This window comes from Spirosoma daeguense (genome assembly GCF_054776875.1).
On the sequence record NZ_BAAHBF010000002.1, the window covers coordinates 221,175 to 240,707 of the forward strand.

A 19,533-nucleotide genomic window follows, 5' to 3' on the forward strand; every position below is an offset into this window, starting at 1 on the left:
ATTAATTACGATTTAGTGGCGCATCGGCAAAGGCTTCTTCGGCCAGCGCTTTGCGTTCTTCAGCGGTTTTGGGCCGACTGATTTTTTCCTGAATTCCCTGAAAAATGACAAATAGTACCGGAATGATAAACAGCCCCAGCAATACGCCCGTAAGCATACCACCTGCCGTACCGATACTGATGGAATGATTTCCTTTAGCCGAGGCTCCGGTGGCACTCATCAATGGGATAAGCCCCACAATAAACGCGAACGACGTCATCAGAATGGGCCGTAACCGAAGCCGGGACGCTTCCAGTGCCGATGCCAGCAGACCCATGCCTGCCTGACGACGCTGAACGGCGTATTCGACAATCAGAATGGCGTTTTTGGCGAGTAGTCCAATTAACATAATCAGACCAACCTGCACATAGATATTGTTATCGATTCCGGCGAAATTGATGAAGGCGAAAACGCCCAGAATCCCCGTCGGAATGGAAAGCAACACGGCCCAGGGCAGTACGTAGCTCTCATATTGAGCCGCCAGCAGGAAGTAAACGAACACTAGACTCAGAATGAAAATAAGGCTTGATTGACCACCAGCCGCAATTTCTTCGCGCGTCATCCCTGTCCACTCATAAGTGTATCCAACTGGTAATTTTTGTTTTGCCACCTCTTCAACCGCCCGAATCGCATCGCCCGAACTATAGCCCGGTTTCGCCATGCCGTTGATCATCACCGACGTAAAGAGGTTATTCCGTGTAACTGCTTCTGGTCCATATACACGCTTCAACGTAACGAAAGTGGTCATCGGAATCATTTGGCCCGTTGCATTCTTAACATAGATACCATTGAGTGACGACGGATCGGCGCGATAAGGTGCGTCGGCCTGTGCAATGACGCGGTAGAATTTACCGAAACGGTTGAAGTCTGACGCGAACGTAGTGCCGTAATACACCTGCATCGTTTGCAGAATATCGCTGGTTGATACGCCGAGTTGCTTGGCTTTCTTTACGTCCATTTCCAGTTCAAATTGAGGAGTTTGAGTATCGAACGTAGTGAACGCGGCCGCAATTTCGGGGCGTTTCTGGACTTCTTCGATGAACGCATTGGCCGTAGCACTCAGTTTATCCAAACTGCCGCCCGTTCGGTCTTGCAAGAGCAATTCAAAGCCATCGACGTTACTGAAGCCCGGCACAGTTGGCATCGTGAATACATCGACCCGGCCTTCTTCCACACCGGCGACCTGCTTGCTCACCGTATCGACCACCTGCTGCAACTCTTTCACGGCTCCCCGATCTTCGTAAGGGCGCATTTTCACGAACCCGGCAGCATACGACGGGCTGGCCGAGTTGGCAATCATATTGAAGCCGCTGATTTCGATGTGTTGCTCAACCGCCTGCGTTTTATGCAGAATTCCCTCAATTTTGTCGGCTACTTTCTGCGTCCGTTGGAGCGAAGCACCCGCTGGTAATTTTAATGAATAAGCAATAAACCCCTGATCTTCAGAAGGTATAAAGCCAGTTGGTGTAGTGCGCATGAGCCAGAACGTAGTGGCACCCACCAGCGCAAGTCCACTCAGACCCACCCATTTATGACGAATTAAAAACCGCAACCCGCCAACGTAGCGGTTTGTCAGCGACGTAAAGCCTGCGTTGAACGCGTCAAAGAACCGGTTCAGAAATCCTTTTCGGGAATGACCTTCCTGATGCGGGTTTTTCAGCAATAAAGCACAAAGTGCTGGGCTCAGTGTCAGAGCATTAACCGCCGAAATCAAAATCGCAATGGCGAGTGTGAAGGCAAATTGCTGATAGAACACACCCGCCGGGCCGTTCATAAAACCAACCGGAACGAATACCGCAGCCATCACCAACGTAATGGAAATAATGGCTCCCGAAATTTCCTGCATCGAACGTAACGTAGCAGCCCGCGCCGATTGCCGACTCTTCTCCATTTTGGTATGCACCGCTTCAACCACCACAATGGCATCATCCACCACAATTCCGATAGCCAGTACCAGCGCGAAGAGCGTAAGCAGATTTATCGTGAAGCCAAACAATTGCATAAAAAAGAACGTACCAACAATGGCCACCGGAACTGCAATAGCCGGAATAAGCGTGGAACGGAAATCCTGCAAAAACAGAAAAACCACGATAAATACCAGAATAAACGCTTCAATAAGTGTGTGCGTGACCTGATCGATTGACTCGTCGAGGAAGGTTTTGGTGCTGTAACCGATGGTATAATTGATACCTTTTGGAAACGCGCCAGCGGCTTTATCCATGATTGACAGAATCGCCACCTGAATGTCATTCGCATTGGAGCCAGCCATTTGGTTAATGGCAATGCCGACACTGGGTCGACCGTTTACTTTGGTGTCGCCACTATACGTAAAAGACCCGAATTCAATCCGTGCTACGTCCTTCAATAGAATCGTTGACCCATCGGCGTTTGCTTTCAGGATTATGTTTTCGTATTGCTCAGGCTGGTTAAGTTTACCTTTATATTTAATAACGTATTCGAACGCTTCTTTGCTGTTTTCACCAATTTTACCCGGAGCCGCTTCCAGATTCTGCTCACGAATGGAGGCCATCACTTCCTGTGGCGACAATCCATAGGCAATCAGACGGTCGGGCTTGAGCCAGATACGCATCGAATAATCTTTCACACCAAACACCATTACCTGCCCCACGCCGTTTACCCGCTGTAGTTCAGGAATCAGGTTGATTTTGGCGTAGTTCTGCAAAAACGTTTCGTCGTACACATCCTCATCGCTGTTCAGGTTGAGGATCATAATCATGCTGTTTTGCTGTTTCTGCGTCGAAATACCCGCCTGAATCACCTCGGCAGGTAACAGGCTGGTGGCTTTGGCAACCCGGTTCTGTACGTTCACAGCCGCCAGATCGGGGTTGGTGCCGAGTTTGAAATAAATATTGATGGCTACAGACCCGTCGTTGCCCGACGATGAAGTCATGTAGGTCATGTTTTCAACACCGTTGATGGCTTCTTCAAGCGGAGTTGCCACTGAGCGGGCCACCACTTCGGCATTGGCTCCCGGATACGAAGCCATCACCTGTACGCTAGGGGGAGCAATTTCAGGGAACTGCGTAACGGGCAACGTAACGAGCGAGATAACTCCCAGAATGACCAACAGAATCGAAATAACTGTGGCCAGAACCGGACGTTCGATAAATAGTTTAAGCATGGTTTTGCTAAAAGCGTTCTGATCGGAAGATCGGAACGATGACTAAACGCTAAGAAAAAATGAACTAAAGCGCGCGGGCTGTCGCCAGGCTATCGGATGCAATCAACCGGGGCGAAATGGCATCACCATCGCGCAGCCGATCAAGCCCTTCCCGAACAATACGTTCGCCGGGTTGAATGCCTTTGGAGATCAGGTAGAAATTGCCACTTTTGCCCGCAATCTGAAGCGGTTTGCTTACCACTTTATTGCTGTCGGCAACGGCAAAAACAAACACGCGATCCTGTCGCTCGAACGTAGCTTCCTGCGGAACCACAACGGCCGATGGATGAGCTTCCGGAATCCGTATACGACCCGTAATGCCCGAACGTAGCAATCCTTGCGGATTTGGGAAAACAGCCCGGAAACTGATGGCACCCATCGTTTTGTCGAACTGGCCCGACACAAGTTCAATCCGTCCTTTTTGCGCATAGGATTTGCCATCGGCCAGAACCAGATCAATGGGCGGTAAGTTCTTGATTTTATCGGCCAAGCTGTTCCCTGATGCTTGTTTGGTGAAGCGCAAAAAGTCAACTTCGCCCATGGAGAAGTACGCGTAGATTTCCTGTACGTCAGAAACCGTTGTCAGCGGCAACACTTCCGCACGGCCAACCAAACTGCCTGTTTTAAACGGTAAACGGCCGATGAATCCTGTAGCGGGAGACGTAATGAGCGTCCGGTTCAGGTTTACATTCGCATTGCCTACCATCGACTTAGCCTGTTCAACATTCGCTTTTGCGGCTGCAAAGGCCGACTGAGCAGCTTTTAACTGCACATCCGACACTACGTTGTTTTCGACCAGTGGAGCCAGTCGCGCCACTTCGAGCGCGGCTTTATCCTGATTGGCTTTAGCTGCCAGCAACGTAGCGTTTGCATTACCGACCTGCTCGCGATAGGTGCGGGTGTCGATCCGAAAGAGCGGTTGCCCTTTGCGAACGGCAGCCCCTTCGTCAACGTAAATTTTCTCAAGATACCCTTCTACCTGTGGGCGAATATCAACGTTTACACGACCTTCCAACGTAGCGGAAAACTCCTGATACGTAGTAACCGACGCGGTTTTAACTTGTATGACGGGTAAGGTAGGAACTTGAGTAGCTGTCGACGTTTCCTGCGTTGATGAACCACAACCGAACTGGCTCAGCGCTAGAAACAGTGCTACGTAAAGCGAGGATGGGTGGTGGATAAATATGTCAAATTTCATCAGGTTGTAAAAAATAGTAGTTAATGTGAGCGGTTTTTTCTGACAGGATGAACGGGATATATCGGATAAAAAAATCCTGTCAGAAAAAAAACTTGCTCTGTAACGGGGAACAGTAATTAGAGCTGAATTATTCCGGCTTCGTTAAAAATTAATTAAAGCGAGGCCGGTCAACTCGCTTTTCGTATGGCCAGCTATGAGTAACCGACCTCACAGCAGGGCAATTATTTTGTCTTGACATCGTCGTTGGGAATTTTCCTGCCCGATGGCTCACTTCGCGTCCGAACCTGCTCAGATTGTCTGCTAAAGGTCAGCTTAACGGATCGGGTAAAACATTGACTGGCCGTATGCGCCCGGAATGAATTGGACTGTGACTCGTTGTTCTGCCGAAATTTACAGGTGAACGGATTGTTGATCTTTAGGTAAAGCGTAGCGAATTTCATTAACGCAGAATTTCGTTCACAAGGTTGGCGGATGGGTGCAAAGTACGTTTTGAATGTCCATCCAATTTGTAAAAGAATGACGAAGGGTGGCTTTTTGATGACCAACTCAGTTGGTCATTTAAGTTTGTTAAATTTCCGCGCTGAGGGTTGTTTTGCCAGTAATTAACTGTTACCGATTTTATAAATACGTATGCTGCGTTTATATTTCCAGAAGCTCACAGTCACTTACCCGGATATAGCTGCTCTGGTGTTACGGCTGGGATTCGGTTTTATGATGAGTGTCAATCATGGGTATGTCAAACTCGTTCATTTCCATGAGTGGAAAACGGACTTTACCCGCTTTATGGGTTTAGATGGCTCCATTTCATTATCGCTGGCTATCTTCGCCGAACTAGTGTGCTCAATCCTGCTGATGCTGGGTTTGTTTACGCGGCTGGCTCTTTTACCTCTACTGGTCGCCATGTTTGTTATTTTCCAGTCCCACAATTGGGATTTACTGGGCGAAGGTGAACTGGCAACGAGCTTTCTGATTGGCTACGGAGCTATTTTAGTCCTCGGACCGGGGCGCTACAGTCTGGATTGGCTGCTTGGCGCGCGATTGATAAATCATACTGAGCTGCACAACGCCGTGTAATGCCGCTTCCTCAAACTATAGAATAAGCGATGCGACTACCAGCCATATTCGATACGAGAAAAAATTGGTTACGGGAGAGCCTCTTCTTCGGAGTACTCTTCGTGCTTATGTCGCTCAGCGCCTGTAACCCCCTGACCACCTGGGATGATTTTTGGCGAGCCTTACTAAATTTCCTGATTTTATACGGGCAGGCGCAGTTTCACCGATTTTTTCTTTTTCCACTGTTGTTCAGTCAACAGTTCAGAAACTATGGAATCCTGACAAGCCTGGCTCTGGTCGTAGGCAGTTTGCTCGTTTATGGGGTTGATGTGTTGCTGTATCCCAAGTTCTACGAGTCACATGGGTTGCAGGACATGGCGCTATTTCATCTGGCCACTTGTACTATGAGCTTGATTGCGATCATGGCCTTTTTCCTGATCCAGCGATTTTACCAGCAACAGCAGGAGCGTAATGCTGATCAGTTGCTGCTTCAGGAAACACAGATGAAATTTCTGCACGCTCAGCTAAACCCGCATTTTTTTTTCAATACGCTCAACAACCTGTACGGAATTAGTCTGCACCAGCCCACCAGGATGCCCGATCTGCTGATGCAACTCTCGAAACTGATGCGCTATCAGGTAGACAGTAGCCGCCGGTCGTCAGTGTCTCTTCAACAGGAGATTGAGTTCATCACTAGCTACGTAACGCTGGAGCGGGAGCGCGTGGGTAACCGATGCCAGATCGAGTATACTTATCCGACTGATACGTGTGTACTACAAGGTTATCAATTGGCACCTTTGCTCTTGATCCCTCTGATCGAAAATGCGTTTAAACATGGCACGAGTGATATTCAAGGCTGCTTCGTTTCTATTTCCATAACGCTGGATGGCGATGCGTTAACCCTGAGCGTTGCCAATTCGGTGCCGAGCCAAAAGGTGCCCGTTACGTCGACGGGGCTGGGCTTGCAGAATACACGCCAGCGGTTGGAAATTCTCTATGCCGACAAGTATGAGCTTCGAATTGAACAGCCGCCGGGTTGTTACAAAACGAATTTGGTTGTTCAATTAACTACCCTGTCCTATGCCCAGCCCCTTACGGTGCCTGCTTATTGATGATGAAGTGGCGGCTCACTACGTATTACAGCACTATATTGAACAAGTAGACAGGCTGAAACTGGTCGGTAGTTGCTACCATGCTCTGGAAGCGATTAATTTTCTGCATCGTCATCCCGTCGATCTGCTGTTTTTGGACATCAATATGCCGCAAATGAATGGACTACAGATGCTGGAAACGCTAACCCACCCGCCCAAAGTCATCCTCACGACCGCCCATTCAGAGTTTGCGCTGGAAAGTTACAATTACACCGTAGTGGATTACCTGTTAAAGCCCATCGAGTTTGCCCGGTTTTTGAAAGCCATTGATAAAGTGGTGATAGCCCAACCCGATGGAGAAACGCAGCACGTGAACGTAACGGCATCTGTCAATACTTCGTTAGTCGTCAAAGTCGATGGTGACTGGGTACGAATTCTCTACGATGATCTTCTCTATGGACAAAGCTGGGGTAACTACGTCAAGTTATTTACGACCCAGCAGATTTACCTGACTTCTATGACTATGACCGAGCTAGAGCAGCGTCTGCCGACCGATCAGTTTATCCGCATCCATAAATCTTATCTGGTAGCACTGAATAAAGTCACGCGTCTGAGCGGTAACGAAGTTTTTATGGGTGAGATAGTGCTGCCAGTAGGACTTACCTATCGCCGTGAATTAGTGGACAGGCTGCGATAAGTTAGCTATATGAATCTTGTTCTGGTTGCTTTTTTTGCAAAACACAACCAGAATTGGCCGAACAATCTTCCACTGGAAATACAATCAAACGCTATTGATAGAATACTTACCTAAAAAAAGTACAACACCTGTGGTCACACAAACCGTTACAGCTAGAAAATGGCCATTTCGTGAAATTGAGATATAGTCTCCTCAAGTCAAGATTATTGCTAGATTGCTGCTGGAGTTGTTTGGTTATCAGATTGCTATCCTACAGTAAACCACTATCTTGAATACAGAAAAGAACGTACTAAAATGACTCGTTTATGTATACTGGCAAGACTTATCTCCGCTACGTATTAATGTTCGTTACGTTGCTGACTGGTTTCAAAGTCCGAAGCCAGTCAGCTCAACTTACGCGTATCGGAGAAGAGAAATCTATTACGTCCAAAGCGCTGAATGAAAAACGGACGTTTGCGGTCAGCCTTCCCGCTTCGTATCAAACCGATGACTTTTATCAGCAGAAACGATATCCAGTCTGTATTCTGTTGGATGCCGATACGCATTATCAGTATGTTAGTAGCATGATTCATTTCCTCAGTTCGGGCGAAAATGAACAGATACCCGAAATGATCGTTATAGCTGTCCGGAATACGAACCGAACGCGCGATATGACGGGAGGGCTTCAAAAGGATACTGATAACTTTCGGGCTTTTCTGGAGAATGAATTACTGTCTTACATCGACCAGCAATATCGAACAGTACCTTATCGGGTATTGGTCGGCCATTCGCTGGCGGGTTTGTTTACACTGAACTGTTTCTTAGATCAGCGGCCATTCAACGCCTACATCGCTATCGACCCAACTTTGACGTGGAACAGCGGATTTATACTAACAAAAACCAGTTCTGTATTTGAGAATAACACTACGTTAACGTCCCGATTGTACGTTTCTGAGTCAAATAACCCGTTTAATCCGGGTCAGCATACCGGCACGAGGGGCAAGGCGTTTGATACGTTTTCGAAAAATTTAGCCAGTAATACGTTCAAAGGAATGGTGCATAAGTTTGAGTACTTTGATGATGAAACCCATTTTTCGGTGCCATTTCGAAGTTTTTACAATGGACTGAATTTCGTATTTGACGATTATAAATTTCCGCTTCAAACGTTTTTGTCAGTAGGAGAGAAGGGCATAATCCAACATTATCAGCAGTTATATAGTCGGTTAGGAGCCGACCTTTTACCACCCGGTAAAGTGATCAATCAGATGGGTATGTTTTTGCTCATGAGTGAGAAACAGGTTGATAAAGCTCTTGAGCTATTAACGTTAAATGCACATTATTATCCTGATTCGCCCATTGTGTATCGAAGTTTGGGGGAAGCGTATCGGGCAAAAGGCGACAAGGAAAAGGCGATTCAATCGTTCAAAAAAGTATTGTCATTAAACTCTACTGATGAAGCATCCAAAAAGGCGCTCGGTGATTTGGTAAATTAGGGATAAACGCTTCAAAGTTATTTTTTATCAATAATGTGCCCGATTTTCCAAGGAATAGTTAGTTGTGTTTAGGGAATGGGGTAGTTTTTAAAAAATTTTGCTTTTGCAGGTACAATAGCGTTATTTTCAAACTTGAAAACTAACAATTATTACCTATATACATGAATTCATTTCAGATTCAAAAACCACCGACTCAATATGACGTAGCGATTGTTGGCTCGGGGGCTGGAGGAGGCATGGCGGCCTATACGTTGGCGAAAGCCGGGGCGAAAGTCGTGCTGCTGGAAGCGGGAGGTTACTTCGATCCGGCAGATCCAAAATATATTACCCAACTGAAATGGCCCTGGGAGTCGCCACGTCGTGGTGCTGGTACAACACGCGCATTTGGTGATTTTGACGCTGCCTGGGGTGGATGGGATATAGAAGGTGAACCGTATACGAACGCGAAAGGATCTGAATTCATGTGGTTTAGGTCTCGTATGCTTGGTGGACGTACCAACCACTGGGGACGTATTTCACTACGTTTCGCTCCTGATGATTTCCGTCGGAAAAGCATGACAGGTGTTGGCGAAGACTGGCCAATTACTTACGATGACATCAAGCCGTTTTACGACCGCGTTGACCGACTGATCGGAGTTTTCGGTTCTGTCGAAAATATGCCTTCTGAACCAGACGGAATCTTTTTGCCTCCACCAAAACCTCGTCTGCACGAGCTGATGATCCGGAAAGGTGCACGTAGCATTGGTATTCCGGTAATTCCGTCGCGGCTTTCGATTCTGACCAAGCCCATCAACAACGAGCGTGGTCAGTGTTTCTATTGCAGTCAGTGCGGTCGGGCGTGTCAGGCGTATGCCGATTTCTCGTCGTCGTCAGTATTAGTGAAACCCGCCATGGCAACGGGCAACGTAACGCTGATCAACGGAGCTATGGTTCGCGAAGTGATAACCGATCCGGCAACGGGTTTGGCTACCGGCGTTAGCTACGTGAATACGCAGACGATGCAGGAAATTACGGTAAAAGCGAAAACGGTTGTCTTGGCCGCCAGTGCTGGTGAAACCGCTCGGCTGATGCTTAACTCGAAATCGAGTCGTTTCCCAACCGGTTTGGCAAATAGCAGCGGAGTAATTGGGAAATACATCAATGACTCAACGGGCGCTTCTCGTTCGGCCTTTGTTCCGGCACTGATGGATCGGAAGCGGTATAACGAAGATGGCGTTGGTGGCATGCACGTATTCACACCGTGGTGGCTCGACAACAAGAAACTGGATTTCCCACGGGGTTACCACATCGAATATTGGGGCGGTATGGGTATGCCTGCCTATGGTTTCGGCTGGGGTATCGAAGCTATGAATGGTATGATTGCTGGCCGCGATGGTAAAATGAAACCCGGTGGTGGTTATGGTGCTGGTCTGAAAGATGATTACCGCCGTTTCTACGGTGCCTACATCGGTATGGCCGGTCGTGGTGAGCCTGTCCCTCTCGAAAGCAACTACTGCGAAATCGACCCGAACGTAGTCGATAAATACGGTATTCCGGTGCTACGTTTCAACTACAAATGGTCGGAACATGAAATCAAGCAGGCCAAGCACATGCAGGATACGTTCGAGGAAATCATTCACTCAATGGGCGGTATTGCACTGGGTAATAAACCGGATGCATCGAGTAACTACGGACTGGCATTGCCTGGTCAGATTATCCACGAAGTTGGCACAGCCCGGATGGGTAATGATCCGAAAAATTCGGTGCTGAACAAATACCAGCAGGCGCACGATGTGAAGAACCTGTTTGTAGTAGATGCGGCTCCGTTCCCATCGCAGGGCGATAAGAACGTAACATGGACGATTCTGGCATCGTCGATGCGTACATCTGAGTACTTAATTGATCAGGTCAAACAAAAAAATATCTAAACCGGCGAACGTAGCGGTAGTTCCGGGAGTCGTTTTTCTTTTACGACAAAACGACTCCCGGAACTACCCCGAAAAACGCTAAGCCTCTACGAACTATGAAACGAAGAGATTCCTTAAAAGCCCTTTCTCTGACTGGTTTTGGCCTGGCCGTAACGCCGGTTGAAGCAGCCGTTCCGGCACCACCAGAACCTAAACCGTTAAAAATTCCGGGTGGTCGCCAGAAGTTTGAAGCTGAGCGTGATGCAAAACTGATGGCGGAAAAATTTTTTACACCCCATGAGTTGCAGACCGTTACAGTTTTGTCGGATATTATCATCCCGGCTGACGAACGTTCGGGAAGTGCATCGCAGGCGGGCGTACCGGCTTTCATCGAATTTATGATGAAAGATCAGCCAAGAAATCAGACGCCTATGCGCGGAGGTATTAAGTGGCTGGATAATACGTGCGTGAAGCGTTACGGCAAACAATTTGTTCTGTGTACGAAGGCACAACAGATCGACATGGTTGAGCAAATTGCCTATCCGTCGAAAGCGAAGCCAGACATGACGCAGGGTGCCTCGTTTTTCACCATGATGCGAAACATGACGGCCAGCGGTTTTTACACGAGCCAGATGGGCGTTAAAGATTTAGGCTATGTAGGTAACGTACCAAACCAGTGGAATGGCGTTCCCGACGACGTACTGAAACAGTATAGTCTGGCCTACGAAGAACGTGAATTGAACCAGAAATAGGACTTATAACGTAGCAAAACGGCCCCGGAAAGAACTTCTTTCCGGGGCCGTTTTTTATGGTTGAACGTAGTAATAATTAATTTTGATCCCCTTTTGTAGCGGCTGCCGTACTGTCTGCTTTTCGTTTCGCTTCTTTCCTGAAATATCCTCTGAACAGGAAATTATTCTGAATAGCTTTCAAATCTTCGTTCAACAACGTAGTACCCCGGCTCAGGTTACGTAGTGTAGAACGTAAATTAGTTGCCGTTTCCTGATCGGTCAATAGCACACCCAGCGGGCTGTTGGTATTGTTCAGTTTTTCGGAAGCCCGTTGCAGATTGTCGCTGGTTTGGTTTAGCGTATTCACCGCTTTGTCGGCCGATTTAGCTGTTACCACAAATTGGTTGGCTGATTGACTCAGGCGGCTAAAAATAGTGGTATCGGTTACCAATTGATTCGCCAGCGAGCCTTTGTTGTTAAGTTTGGCCGCAAACTGCGAAACCGAACTGGTGATACGTGTTGTATTTTCTGACGCGCGTTCCAGATTAAGCATCGCCCGTTTGAAATTTCCGGCCACAATTGAATCCGTTAATACAGCCCCAACGGTTCCTTTGCCACGGCGGAGATTGCCGACCAGTTCCTTAAAATCGTTGGTTACCCGAAGCAGGTTATTATTATTTTCCTGCAATGTCGCCATAATTTGATCGGAGCTGAGCGCTTCAGTCGTTTTGAGTCGGTCGCCGTCTTCAACTTCAGGATGGTTGGTTGTGCCACCGGCAATAACAATGATTTTATTGCCAATCAATCCATCTGCGCCGATGGAAGCCGTGGCATCTTTACGGATATACTGTTTCGAGCTTTCTTCGATATTTATATCTACTTCGACCTGCTCGTTGCTGTAAATGCTAATCCGTTTGACGGTACCAATCTTAACGCCCGAAAACCAGACATTGTTTCCAGCTTTCAAACCGCCCACATCTTTAAACAGGGTAATGAGCCGGATACTGCTGGTAAAGCGTTTTTGCTGCCCTCCCAACACAAATACACCAGCAATTAAAATAACAAGAGCCAGCACAACAAAGATGCCGACAATAACAGTACGTTTGGTTGATTCGGTATTCATAGATAGTTGGTAGTCACCACAAGTCCGCCGGAACGGTCATAAGCTGTCTGTTGATCAACAATCGTATTCATCGTTAGAAAAGGTCAGGTTTGATACGTTGTTAATCAATTCGTTAAACGTAGTATCGTTGCGAAAGTTTATATTTTATTCAATCAACAACTACGAAATCAATCCACAAAATTGTAATTATAAAATTGCTGAATACGTTCATCGGGGTCGGCAAAGACTTCATCGAATGTACCAACGCGTTCAAATTTACCATCCAGCAGCATAGCAATACGATCACCAGTAGTTTTTGCACAGGTTAAATCGTGGGTAATAATAATCGACGTAGCGCCTAATCGTTCACGTACCTCGTTTATAAGATTATTAATTTCAACACTGGTTATTGGGTCAAGGCCGGCCGTTGGTTCGTCGTACAGCATAATTTCGGGTTTTAGAATCAGCGTTCTGGCAATGCCAATCCGTTTCCGCTGACCACCCGATAGCTCGGAAGGCATCTGATTAATCGTCTGCGAAAGACCCACATCGCTCAGGGCTTTTTCAACGGCTTTATTGATTTCGGCCCGACTCAGATTACGTACATTACGTACCAGCGGAAATTCCAGATTTTCCCGAATGCTCATGCTGTCGTACAATGCACTACTCTGAAATGAAAACCCAACTTTCTGCCGTAGTTCATCAAGTTGTTTCTCGTTCAATTGATCCACATCCTGCCCTAGAACTACTACTTTACCAGCATCGGGTTTGAGCAAGCCGACTATAATTTTAATCAGCACTGACTTTCCCGTTCCAGAACGGCCTAGGACTACTACGTTTTCATTTCGACTAACTTCCAGATTTACATCACGTAATACGTGCAAATCGCCGAAGGATTTACGTAATCCTGTGATGCTGATGACGGTATCTGTCTTTGGCTTCATGATTATTCTCTAATTGGTCCGAAGCGCACTGACAATCTGTAGCGCAATAAGTTCTTCAATGAATACTAAAAACATAGCCGCCACAACCGCCGAGTTTGCGGCCTTCCCAACACCCTCGGTACCCTTCGATGAGTTGTAGCCTTTATAACAACCCACCATACCAATTGTAAAGCCAAAGACAATGGATTTTATGACCGATGAAAAAATGTCGAGATACGTAATAGCCGAAAAAACTTCTTCGATATACGACGTAAAGCTGGTCTGTTCGTTAGCGCTTACGTTTAGATAGGCACCCATCAGTGCCACAAAAACGGTGTACATCGTCAGCAGTGGAATGGTAAAGGACGTAGCAATTACTCGACTCACAACCAGAAACTTAAACGGGTTTGTGCCCGAAACTTCCATAGCGTCAATCTGCTCTGTTACGTTCATGGAGCCAATTTCGGCACCAATACTCGATCCCACTTTACCGGCGGCAATCAGTGCTGTGACAAGTGGACCAAGCGCCCTCACAATAGCAATGGCAATCAGCTTGGGTAGCCAGGACGTAGCCCCAAATTCGGCCAGCGATGGCCGAGACTGGTTGGTAAATACCATACCGGTGATGAAACCTGTGGTAGAAATCAGCAACAGCGAACGATAACCGACTTCGTAACATTGCCGAATGATTTCCTTAAACTCATAAGGAGGCAAAAAAGCCTCTCGGAAGAAACGACCGACAAAAGCAGCCACATCGGCCACGTTCAGAAAAAACTGGTCGAGGTGGCGAGTCAGCACAGGCCGACTGCGGGACGAGTTGTTGGATTTAGAGCTAGAAGGCGGCATTCAACAGGTGGTGTAGCGCGAACCGGGCGTTTACCGGGTGGCTATACGTTTATAACTGATTTAGGCGCGATGGGGTTTAATTCGTGCCAAAGTTATGTCAAATCAGTTGCTAAATAATGCACGTAATGACCAGACTAACGCGAAATGAAAATCACTACGTTGCTATAACCCACAAAAGCCGCATTTTATTGAGTAATTGGTAGAAAAGTTAGTGTGCTGATCAGGAGTCGATTAAATACGAGAGCCGGTACGTAACGTTTCCGTTTAGTTCGGTGAAAACGTTCAGCCAGTCTTACTAAAGTTTACGGTTTTTGATCGCATAAATCATAAAACCAGCACAATTAGCCGTGATAATAGCGGAAATGGCTGGGAAATAATTGTAGTGCCTGCCGATAATGGCCGTAATTGTGAGCTACGTAGTGACAGGTGTCGCAGAGGATGACGGACGCAATTATCGAGCGTATCCCGACCGCCATCGGCCCTACGTAGCAGATGGTGCGCTTCGAACCAAACATCGTTCAATTTATCGCCACAGTCTCCGCATCGGCCATTCTGACGACCGATGGCTGCGTTAACAATGCTATCTGGAAAGGCTGCCATAGCTGTAACTAGTTTTTGGGTAGACGAAAATGTAAATAGACTAATCCGCTATTTATGAAGGTATTAAACAGAGTCTTAGTTCTGTTTCAAATTTGTGTGAACGGTCTGGTTTTGGAGAATCAATACGTACTAATCGCGAATCACTTTACTCTTTCTGAGGTAGGTTATCAGTATCAGGCCCGAAAAATGCCTAACTTTCGGACGTGCCAGAAAGGCCGTAGTATACAGTGTATGATTGAAATTGGACGAGTAAATACCTTAACGGCCCTTCGTGAAACCAGCGTAGGTTTTTTTCTGGGCGACCTGTCGGATCGGAAAACGGATTCGTATGATAACGATATTCTGTTACCTAATAAATACGTACCCGATACGCTGGAAATAGACGACGATATCGACGTTTTTGTCTATACAGATTCGGAAGATCGTCCAATTGCTACGACGTTGACGCCGGCCATTCACCGGGATGAATTTGCCTGTTTACAGGTTGTTGCCGTGACCAGTGCCGGGGCATTTCTGGATTGGGGCCTTGAAAAAGATTTGCTGGTGCCACATCGCGAGCAGGCATATCCTATGGAAGTGGGTGGGTGGTACGTAGTGTTTATGTATCTGGACCAACGTACTGATCGGCTGGTGGCATCGAGCAAACTGAATCGGTTTCTGGACCCCGATGTGCGGAATTTACAGGTTGGTGATGAAGTGCAGTTGCTGGTCTACGAACGTACTGATCTGGGCATGAACGTCATCATTAACAATCGCTACAAAGGGTTGATTTATGCCAACGAGATTTTCCGTACGCTACGTCCCGGCGATCCAATTATTGGCTACATAAAAAATGTTCGCGAGGATAATCTGGTCGATGTGAGTCTTCAGCGTACTGGTTTTGAGAATGTTGAACCGAATGCTCAACGTATTCTGGCTACGCTAAAAGCCGAAAACGGGTTTCTGCCACTGACCGACGATAGTCCGCCTGATGTTATATACAAAACACTGGAAATGAGTAAAAAGACATTTAAAAAAGCGGTTGGTACGTTGTATCGGGCTCGTAAAATAAAGCTGGAAGAAGGAGGAATCCGGTTACTGTAAATTATAGTCTCAAATCGGTTTGAAGCCGGAGAATTCTTTCAGATTTGAATGAAAAGGGCGGGTTGTAGGTTATCTTTACTCAAGTAAATTGTGCCTACCCTCTAATGACTTTTCTTCAGCAAACGGCTCAACGTATTTTCGAAACTCACGGGCCTAGTCTGCGCGATGTATGGGTTATTCTGCCAACTCGCCGGGCGGTGACCGTATTTCTGGATGAGCTTGCTGCGCTTTCTGATCGCCCGTTTCTGGCTCCACATACACTTGCTGTCGATGATTTTATTACGCAGGCTGCTGGCGTTCAACTGATCGATTCCGTTAGCCTACTGTTTGAGTTATACGACGTATTTAAGGAAATAGATCCTGCGGTTGAGTTTGAACAATTTATTGGCTGGGCATCTGTCCTGCTGGCCGATTTCGACCGAATTGACCAATATCTGGTTAGCCCCTCCGAACTATTTAGTTATCTGACGGCGGCCAAAGCGCTAGAACGTTGGGAGGTAGATCGGCCTTCAACAGCGAAACCAATTGCCGAAACTCCCGGAACCATTCGCTATTTCAAACTCTTTGAGAATCTACATACTGCCTATAATACGTTGCATCAGCGACTGGCTGAAAAAGGATTAGCCTATCGTGGGTTAGCCTATCGAATGCTGGCCGAAAATGTGGAAACGCAGATTCGGGATAACTGGGCGTATGAACGTATCTACTTCGTTGGTTTCAATGCCTTGAGCCGTGCCGAAGAACATATTATTCGCGTGCTGGTCGAAGCGAACAAAGCCGAATTGATTTGGGATGCCGACCAATATTATATTCAGGATTGGGGTCAGGAAGCTGGCGAATTTCTTCGACGTTATCGGAACAATGGTTGGTTTTTTACGAAACAAAATCGGGAAGACTTATCAAATAATCTGATCGGTACGGAAAAAAATATCCGGATCGTAGGAGTGCCGAATGCGAGTATGCAGGCTAAAGTTGCCGGCAAAATTTATCAGGAATGGCAGGAGGAATTTAAAGCCGATGATTGTCAATCAGAAGCAGTAGTGCCGCCCACGATAAACGACTCACGAATAGCGGCTAAAAAAACGGCTATCGTATTAGCCGATGAAACACTTCTGGTACCTGTATTGTATGCACTCGACGAAAAAGTAACCGACCTGAACGTAACAATGGGCCTTTCGCTACGTTCGTCTTTGTTGTTTACTTTGGTTGATACGTTGTTTGAAATGCAACGTACCGTACATGAGTTCCGCTCAAAAGATGGACGTAATGTGCGCGTACCGAAATTCCACCATCGGCACGTAGTGAAGTTGCTCAATCACCCCTTCATCAAGCAATATGAGCGAATCAAAGGGCTTATGTGGCCGGGTGGCGTCACCGAAAACGGTGTTAAGCTTCCGCCCGAACCGCTATTTCAATGGCTTGCAAAGGATATTGTTCAACAACAACGCGTTTATCTGACCGAACAAGAACTCCGGGAGTTAGGTCAGAATGACCCCCTGATTCAGATTCTGTTTACCCGTTGGCCCAATGAGGAGCCTATGAAGGCTATTCAGGGTTTTTATGATCTTATCGAGTTGTTGCGCGATGTGTATCGCGCTAGTCAGGATGCCATCGAAATCGAATACCTGTATCTGTTTTACACACTATTACGCCAACTCGAAGCAACGCTGGAAAGTCAGCGTAATGGGAACGTAGCGAAGAAAGTCTCTAAACCTCAGCCTGCTACGTCGGAGACACAGGTAACGGTACGTAGTTTACGACAGTTTCTTTACGAACTGATTCGCCAGACAAGTATTCCGTTCACGAGTGAAGGGAAAAGTCAGTTGCAAATCATGGGTATGCTCGAAACGCGGGCACTGGATTTCGAACGGGTCATTATTTTGTCGGTCAATGAAGGAATTCTACCGCAGGCACGTAGGCTTAATTCGCTGATTCCGTTCGATATAGCGGCTGAGCTTAATCTGCCAACGTACCGCGATCAGGAATCCGTAATGGCCTATCACTTTTACCGATTGCTCCAGCGAGCCAGTGATATTGTGTTGCTTCATACAACCGCTGCCGATGCCTACGGAAACAGTAAAGGCGAAAAAAGTCGGTTTCTATTGCAGATAAAACACGAACTCGCTCCTAAATCAAATGGCCGAATTCAGCTTAGTGAACCCGTAGTACGTTTCGGAAATGCAACTATCGATAAGCTGAAATCGCCGATGGAACTGAGCGTTCCTAAAACCGATAGTATTCGGGAACGACTTATCGGGTTGTTGACCACAAAAGGGCTTTATCCGTCGTACCTGAATCAGTTTGTAAGCTGCTCCATGCGCTTTTACTTCAGCCGGATTGTGAATATCGGCGAGGAGGAAGACATCGAGGAAAATATTGGTGCCGCTGAGTTCGGTAGTTGGTTGCACAAAGTGATGGAACGACTTGATCTTGACTACCGACTGAAAGGATTACCTATCGACGAAACCATTATCCGAAATCTACTCGACGAGGAATTTACCAAGACCATGAAAGGACGGGTAATTGAATCGGGTATGAATCTGTTGCTTTACGAACTGGCGCAGAAGTTAATGCTTGATTTTCAACGGCAACAAAGCCATTTGTCGGGTTTAACTGTCATTGGAACCGAGCAGACACTCGATACGTATCTGACTGTGCCAGTCTCAGGCCGTGAGCCAATAAAAGTACGTATTGCCGGAAAAGTGGACCGTATTGAGCGATACGGCGGACAAATTCGTATTGTCGATTATAAAACGGGAGCGGTGAAACTACCAGATAAAACGCCCGTCGATCTGGCTGAAAAACTACTAAGTGACGGTAGGGAAGATAAAATGCGGCAGTTGTGGCTGTATCGGTATCTCGCGCTTAAAAATATCAGTGAGTTGGGCGGATTACCACGAGACAGGGCGAAGCGAAATATTTATCAGACAGATGGACTACCTGTTGAAGCCGGATTTTATTCGTTTCGGGATGTAAATGGCGGATTCAAATCGAACCCAGTGCGTTTTGGTGATAATGACGAGCCCGAACAATACATCCGTAACTCAGAACGAATTTTGCAGGAGTTAATTCGCCAACTACTCGACACGGATCAACCTTTTCGGAAAACCGACCAGATAGAAACGTGCCAATACTGCGATTTCAAGGGTATATGTGGGCGGTAAATACTTCAAGAAGGGAGATGATCAATACGTCTATCACATCGAATACCGACTCAGCAAGGACTAGTTTACAGGTGTCAAATGAGTCGAAAACCGAGCAAGAAAGGGGAGGTGCTCCAGTAAAAAAGAAAAAATGCCTTCAATTCGCTTAGAAGAAGGCATTTTTTGCTGGTTTTGAATACAACCTGAATTGAAAAAAGCAATGATGGATGCTGCCGAAACAGCAAGTGCTCAAAATTGGTAAATAAAAGGAAATAATACAACTTTTTTGATAAAAATAGTTCATCAATCGAGTCAATGCTGGATCAAAGAAAGAGATAGTTGTTTTATTGTCAGTAGGTTAACTTTTTGGCAAGAAGTGTCTACCATTCGAAAAATAAATCACTTTCTGGAGATAATAACGTGAACTAAAAACTAAAAGCCATTCGTCAGGCAGTTAATGCCTGACGAATGGCTTTTTGATAAATAGG

General features: G+C 46.6%; 14 protein-coding genes. 8 read left to right on the plus strand and 6 right to left on the minus strand.

Annotated elements, in window-relative coordinates; all coding sequences use genetic code 11:
• Position 1 precedes the first annotated feature (1 nt).
• Both ACYVD4_RS05825 and ACYVD4_RS05830 read right to left on the minus strand, forming a co-directional pair.
• Positions 2-3,181: an efflux RND transporter permease subunit gene (locus ACYVD4_RS05825; RefSeq protein WP_460943358.1), complete on the minus strand. Its 3,180-nt coding sequence runs from the start codon at positions 3,179-3,181 to the stop codon at positions 2-4.
• 64 nt (positions 3,182-3,245) lie between these two features.
• Positions 3,246-4,418, minus strand: a complete 1,173-nt coding sequence (locus tag ACYVD4_RS05830) for an efflux RND transporter periplasmic adaptor subunit (protein WP_460943360.1) — start codon at positions 4,416-4,418, stop codon at positions 3,246-3,248.
• Positions 4,419-5,048: 630 nt separating this feature from the next.
• On the opposite strand from ACYVD4_RS05830, the gene ACYVD4_RS05835 reads away from it, so the two are divergent.
• From ACYVD4_RS05835 to ACYVD4_RS05860, 6 genes are all read left to right on the plus strand, one after another.
• A complete protein-coding gene (locus tag ACYVD4_RS05835; RefSeq protein WP_460943362.1) occupies positions 5,049-5,492 on the plus strand; it encodes a DoxX family protein in 444 nt (147 codons plus the stop codon).
• A 107-nt stretch (positions 5,493-5,599) separates the two neighbouring features.
• On the plus strand, positions 5,600-6,583 hold the full coding sequence (locus ACYVD4_RS05840; RefSeq protein ID WP_460943364.1) for a sensor histidine kinase: 984 nt from the start codon (positions 5,600-5,602) through the stop codon (positions 6,581-6,583).
• Positions 6,552-7,259 carry a LytR/AlgR family response regulator transcription factor gene (locus tag ACYVD4_RS05845; protein WP_460943366.1) on the plus strand — a complete coding sequence of 236 codons (708 nt, stop codon included), beginning with the start codon at positions 6,552-6,554 and terminating at the stop codon, positions 7,257-7,259. Before ACYVD4_RS05840 ends, ACYVD4_RS05845 begins: the two co-directional genes overlap by 32 nt.
• Before the next feature lie 305 nt (positions 7,260-7,564).
• Positions 7,565-8,731 carry an alpha/beta hydrolase-fold protein gene (locus ACYVD4_RS05850; RefSeq protein ID WP_460943368.1) on the plus strand — a complete coding sequence of 389 codons (1,167 nt, stop codon included), beginning with the start codon at positions 7,565-7,567 and terminating at the stop codon, positions 8,729-8,731.
• Positions 8,732-8,892: 161 nt separating this feature from the next.
• Complete coding sequence (locus ACYVD4_RS05855; RefSeq protein ID WP_460943370.1) at positions 8,893-10,638, plus strand: GMC family oxidoreductase; 1,746 nt, start codon at positions 8,893-8,895, stop codon at positions 10,636-10,638.
• Between the two features lie 95 nt (positions 10,639-10,733).
• Entirely contained in the window at positions 10,734-11,369 is a 636-nt protein-coding gene (locus ACYVD4_RS05860) for a gluconate 2-dehydrogenase subunit 3 family protein (RefSeq protein WP_460943372.1), read from the plus strand.
• A gap of 76 nt (positions 11,370-11,445) precedes the next feature.
• Here the strand turns inward: ACYVD4_RS05860 and ACYVD4_RS05865 are convergent, their stop codons facing one another.
• From ACYVD4_RS05865 to ACYVD4_RS05880, 4 genes are all read right to left on the minus strand, one after another.
• The gene (locus ACYVD4_RS05865; RefSeq protein ID WP_460943374.1) at positions 11,446-12,471 is read right to left on the minus strand and encodes an MlaD family protein; all 1,026 of its coding nucleotides are present in this window, start codon (positions 12,469-12,471) and stop codon (positions 11,446-11,448) included.
• Positions 12,472-12,638: 167 nt separating this feature from the next.
• Positions 12,639-13,394 carry an ABC transporter ATP-binding protein gene (locus ACYVD4_RS05870; RefSeq protein ID WP_460943376.1) on the minus strand — a complete coding sequence of 252 codons (756 nt, stop codon included), beginning with the start codon at positions 13,392-13,394 and terminating at the stop codon, positions 12,639-12,641.
• A 9-nt stretch (positions 13,395-13,403) separates the two neighbouring features.
• Positions 13,404-14,219: an MlaE family ABC transporter permease gene (locus ACYVD4_RS05875; RefSeq protein ID WP_460943378.1), complete on the minus strand. Its 816-nt coding sequence runs from the start codon at positions 14,217-14,219 to the stop codon at positions 13,404-13,406.
• A gap of 324 nt (positions 14,220-14,543) precedes the next feature.
• On the minus strand, positions 14,544-14,819 hold the full coding sequence (locus tag ACYVD4_RS05880; protein WP_460943380.1) for an HNH endonuclease: 276 nt from the start codon (positions 14,817-14,819) through the stop codon (positions 14,544-14,546).
• A gap of 231 nt (positions 14,820-15,050) precedes the next feature.
• Between ACYVD4_RS05880 and ACYVD4_RS05885 the strand changes: the two genes are divergently transcribed.
• Entirely contained in the window at positions 15,051-15,902 is an 852-nt protein-coding gene (locus tag ACYVD4_RS05885; RefSeq protein WP_460944755.1) for a CvfB family protein, read from the plus strand.
• 104 nt (positions 15,903-16,006) lie between these two features.
• Positions 16,007-19,066: a PD-(D/E)XK nuclease family protein gene (locus tag ACYVD4_RS05890; protein ID WP_460943382.1), complete on the plus strand. Its 3,060-nt coding sequence runs from the start codon at positions 16,007-16,009 to the stop codon at positions 19,064-19,066.
• Positions 19,067-19,533 lie beyond the last annotated feature (467 nt).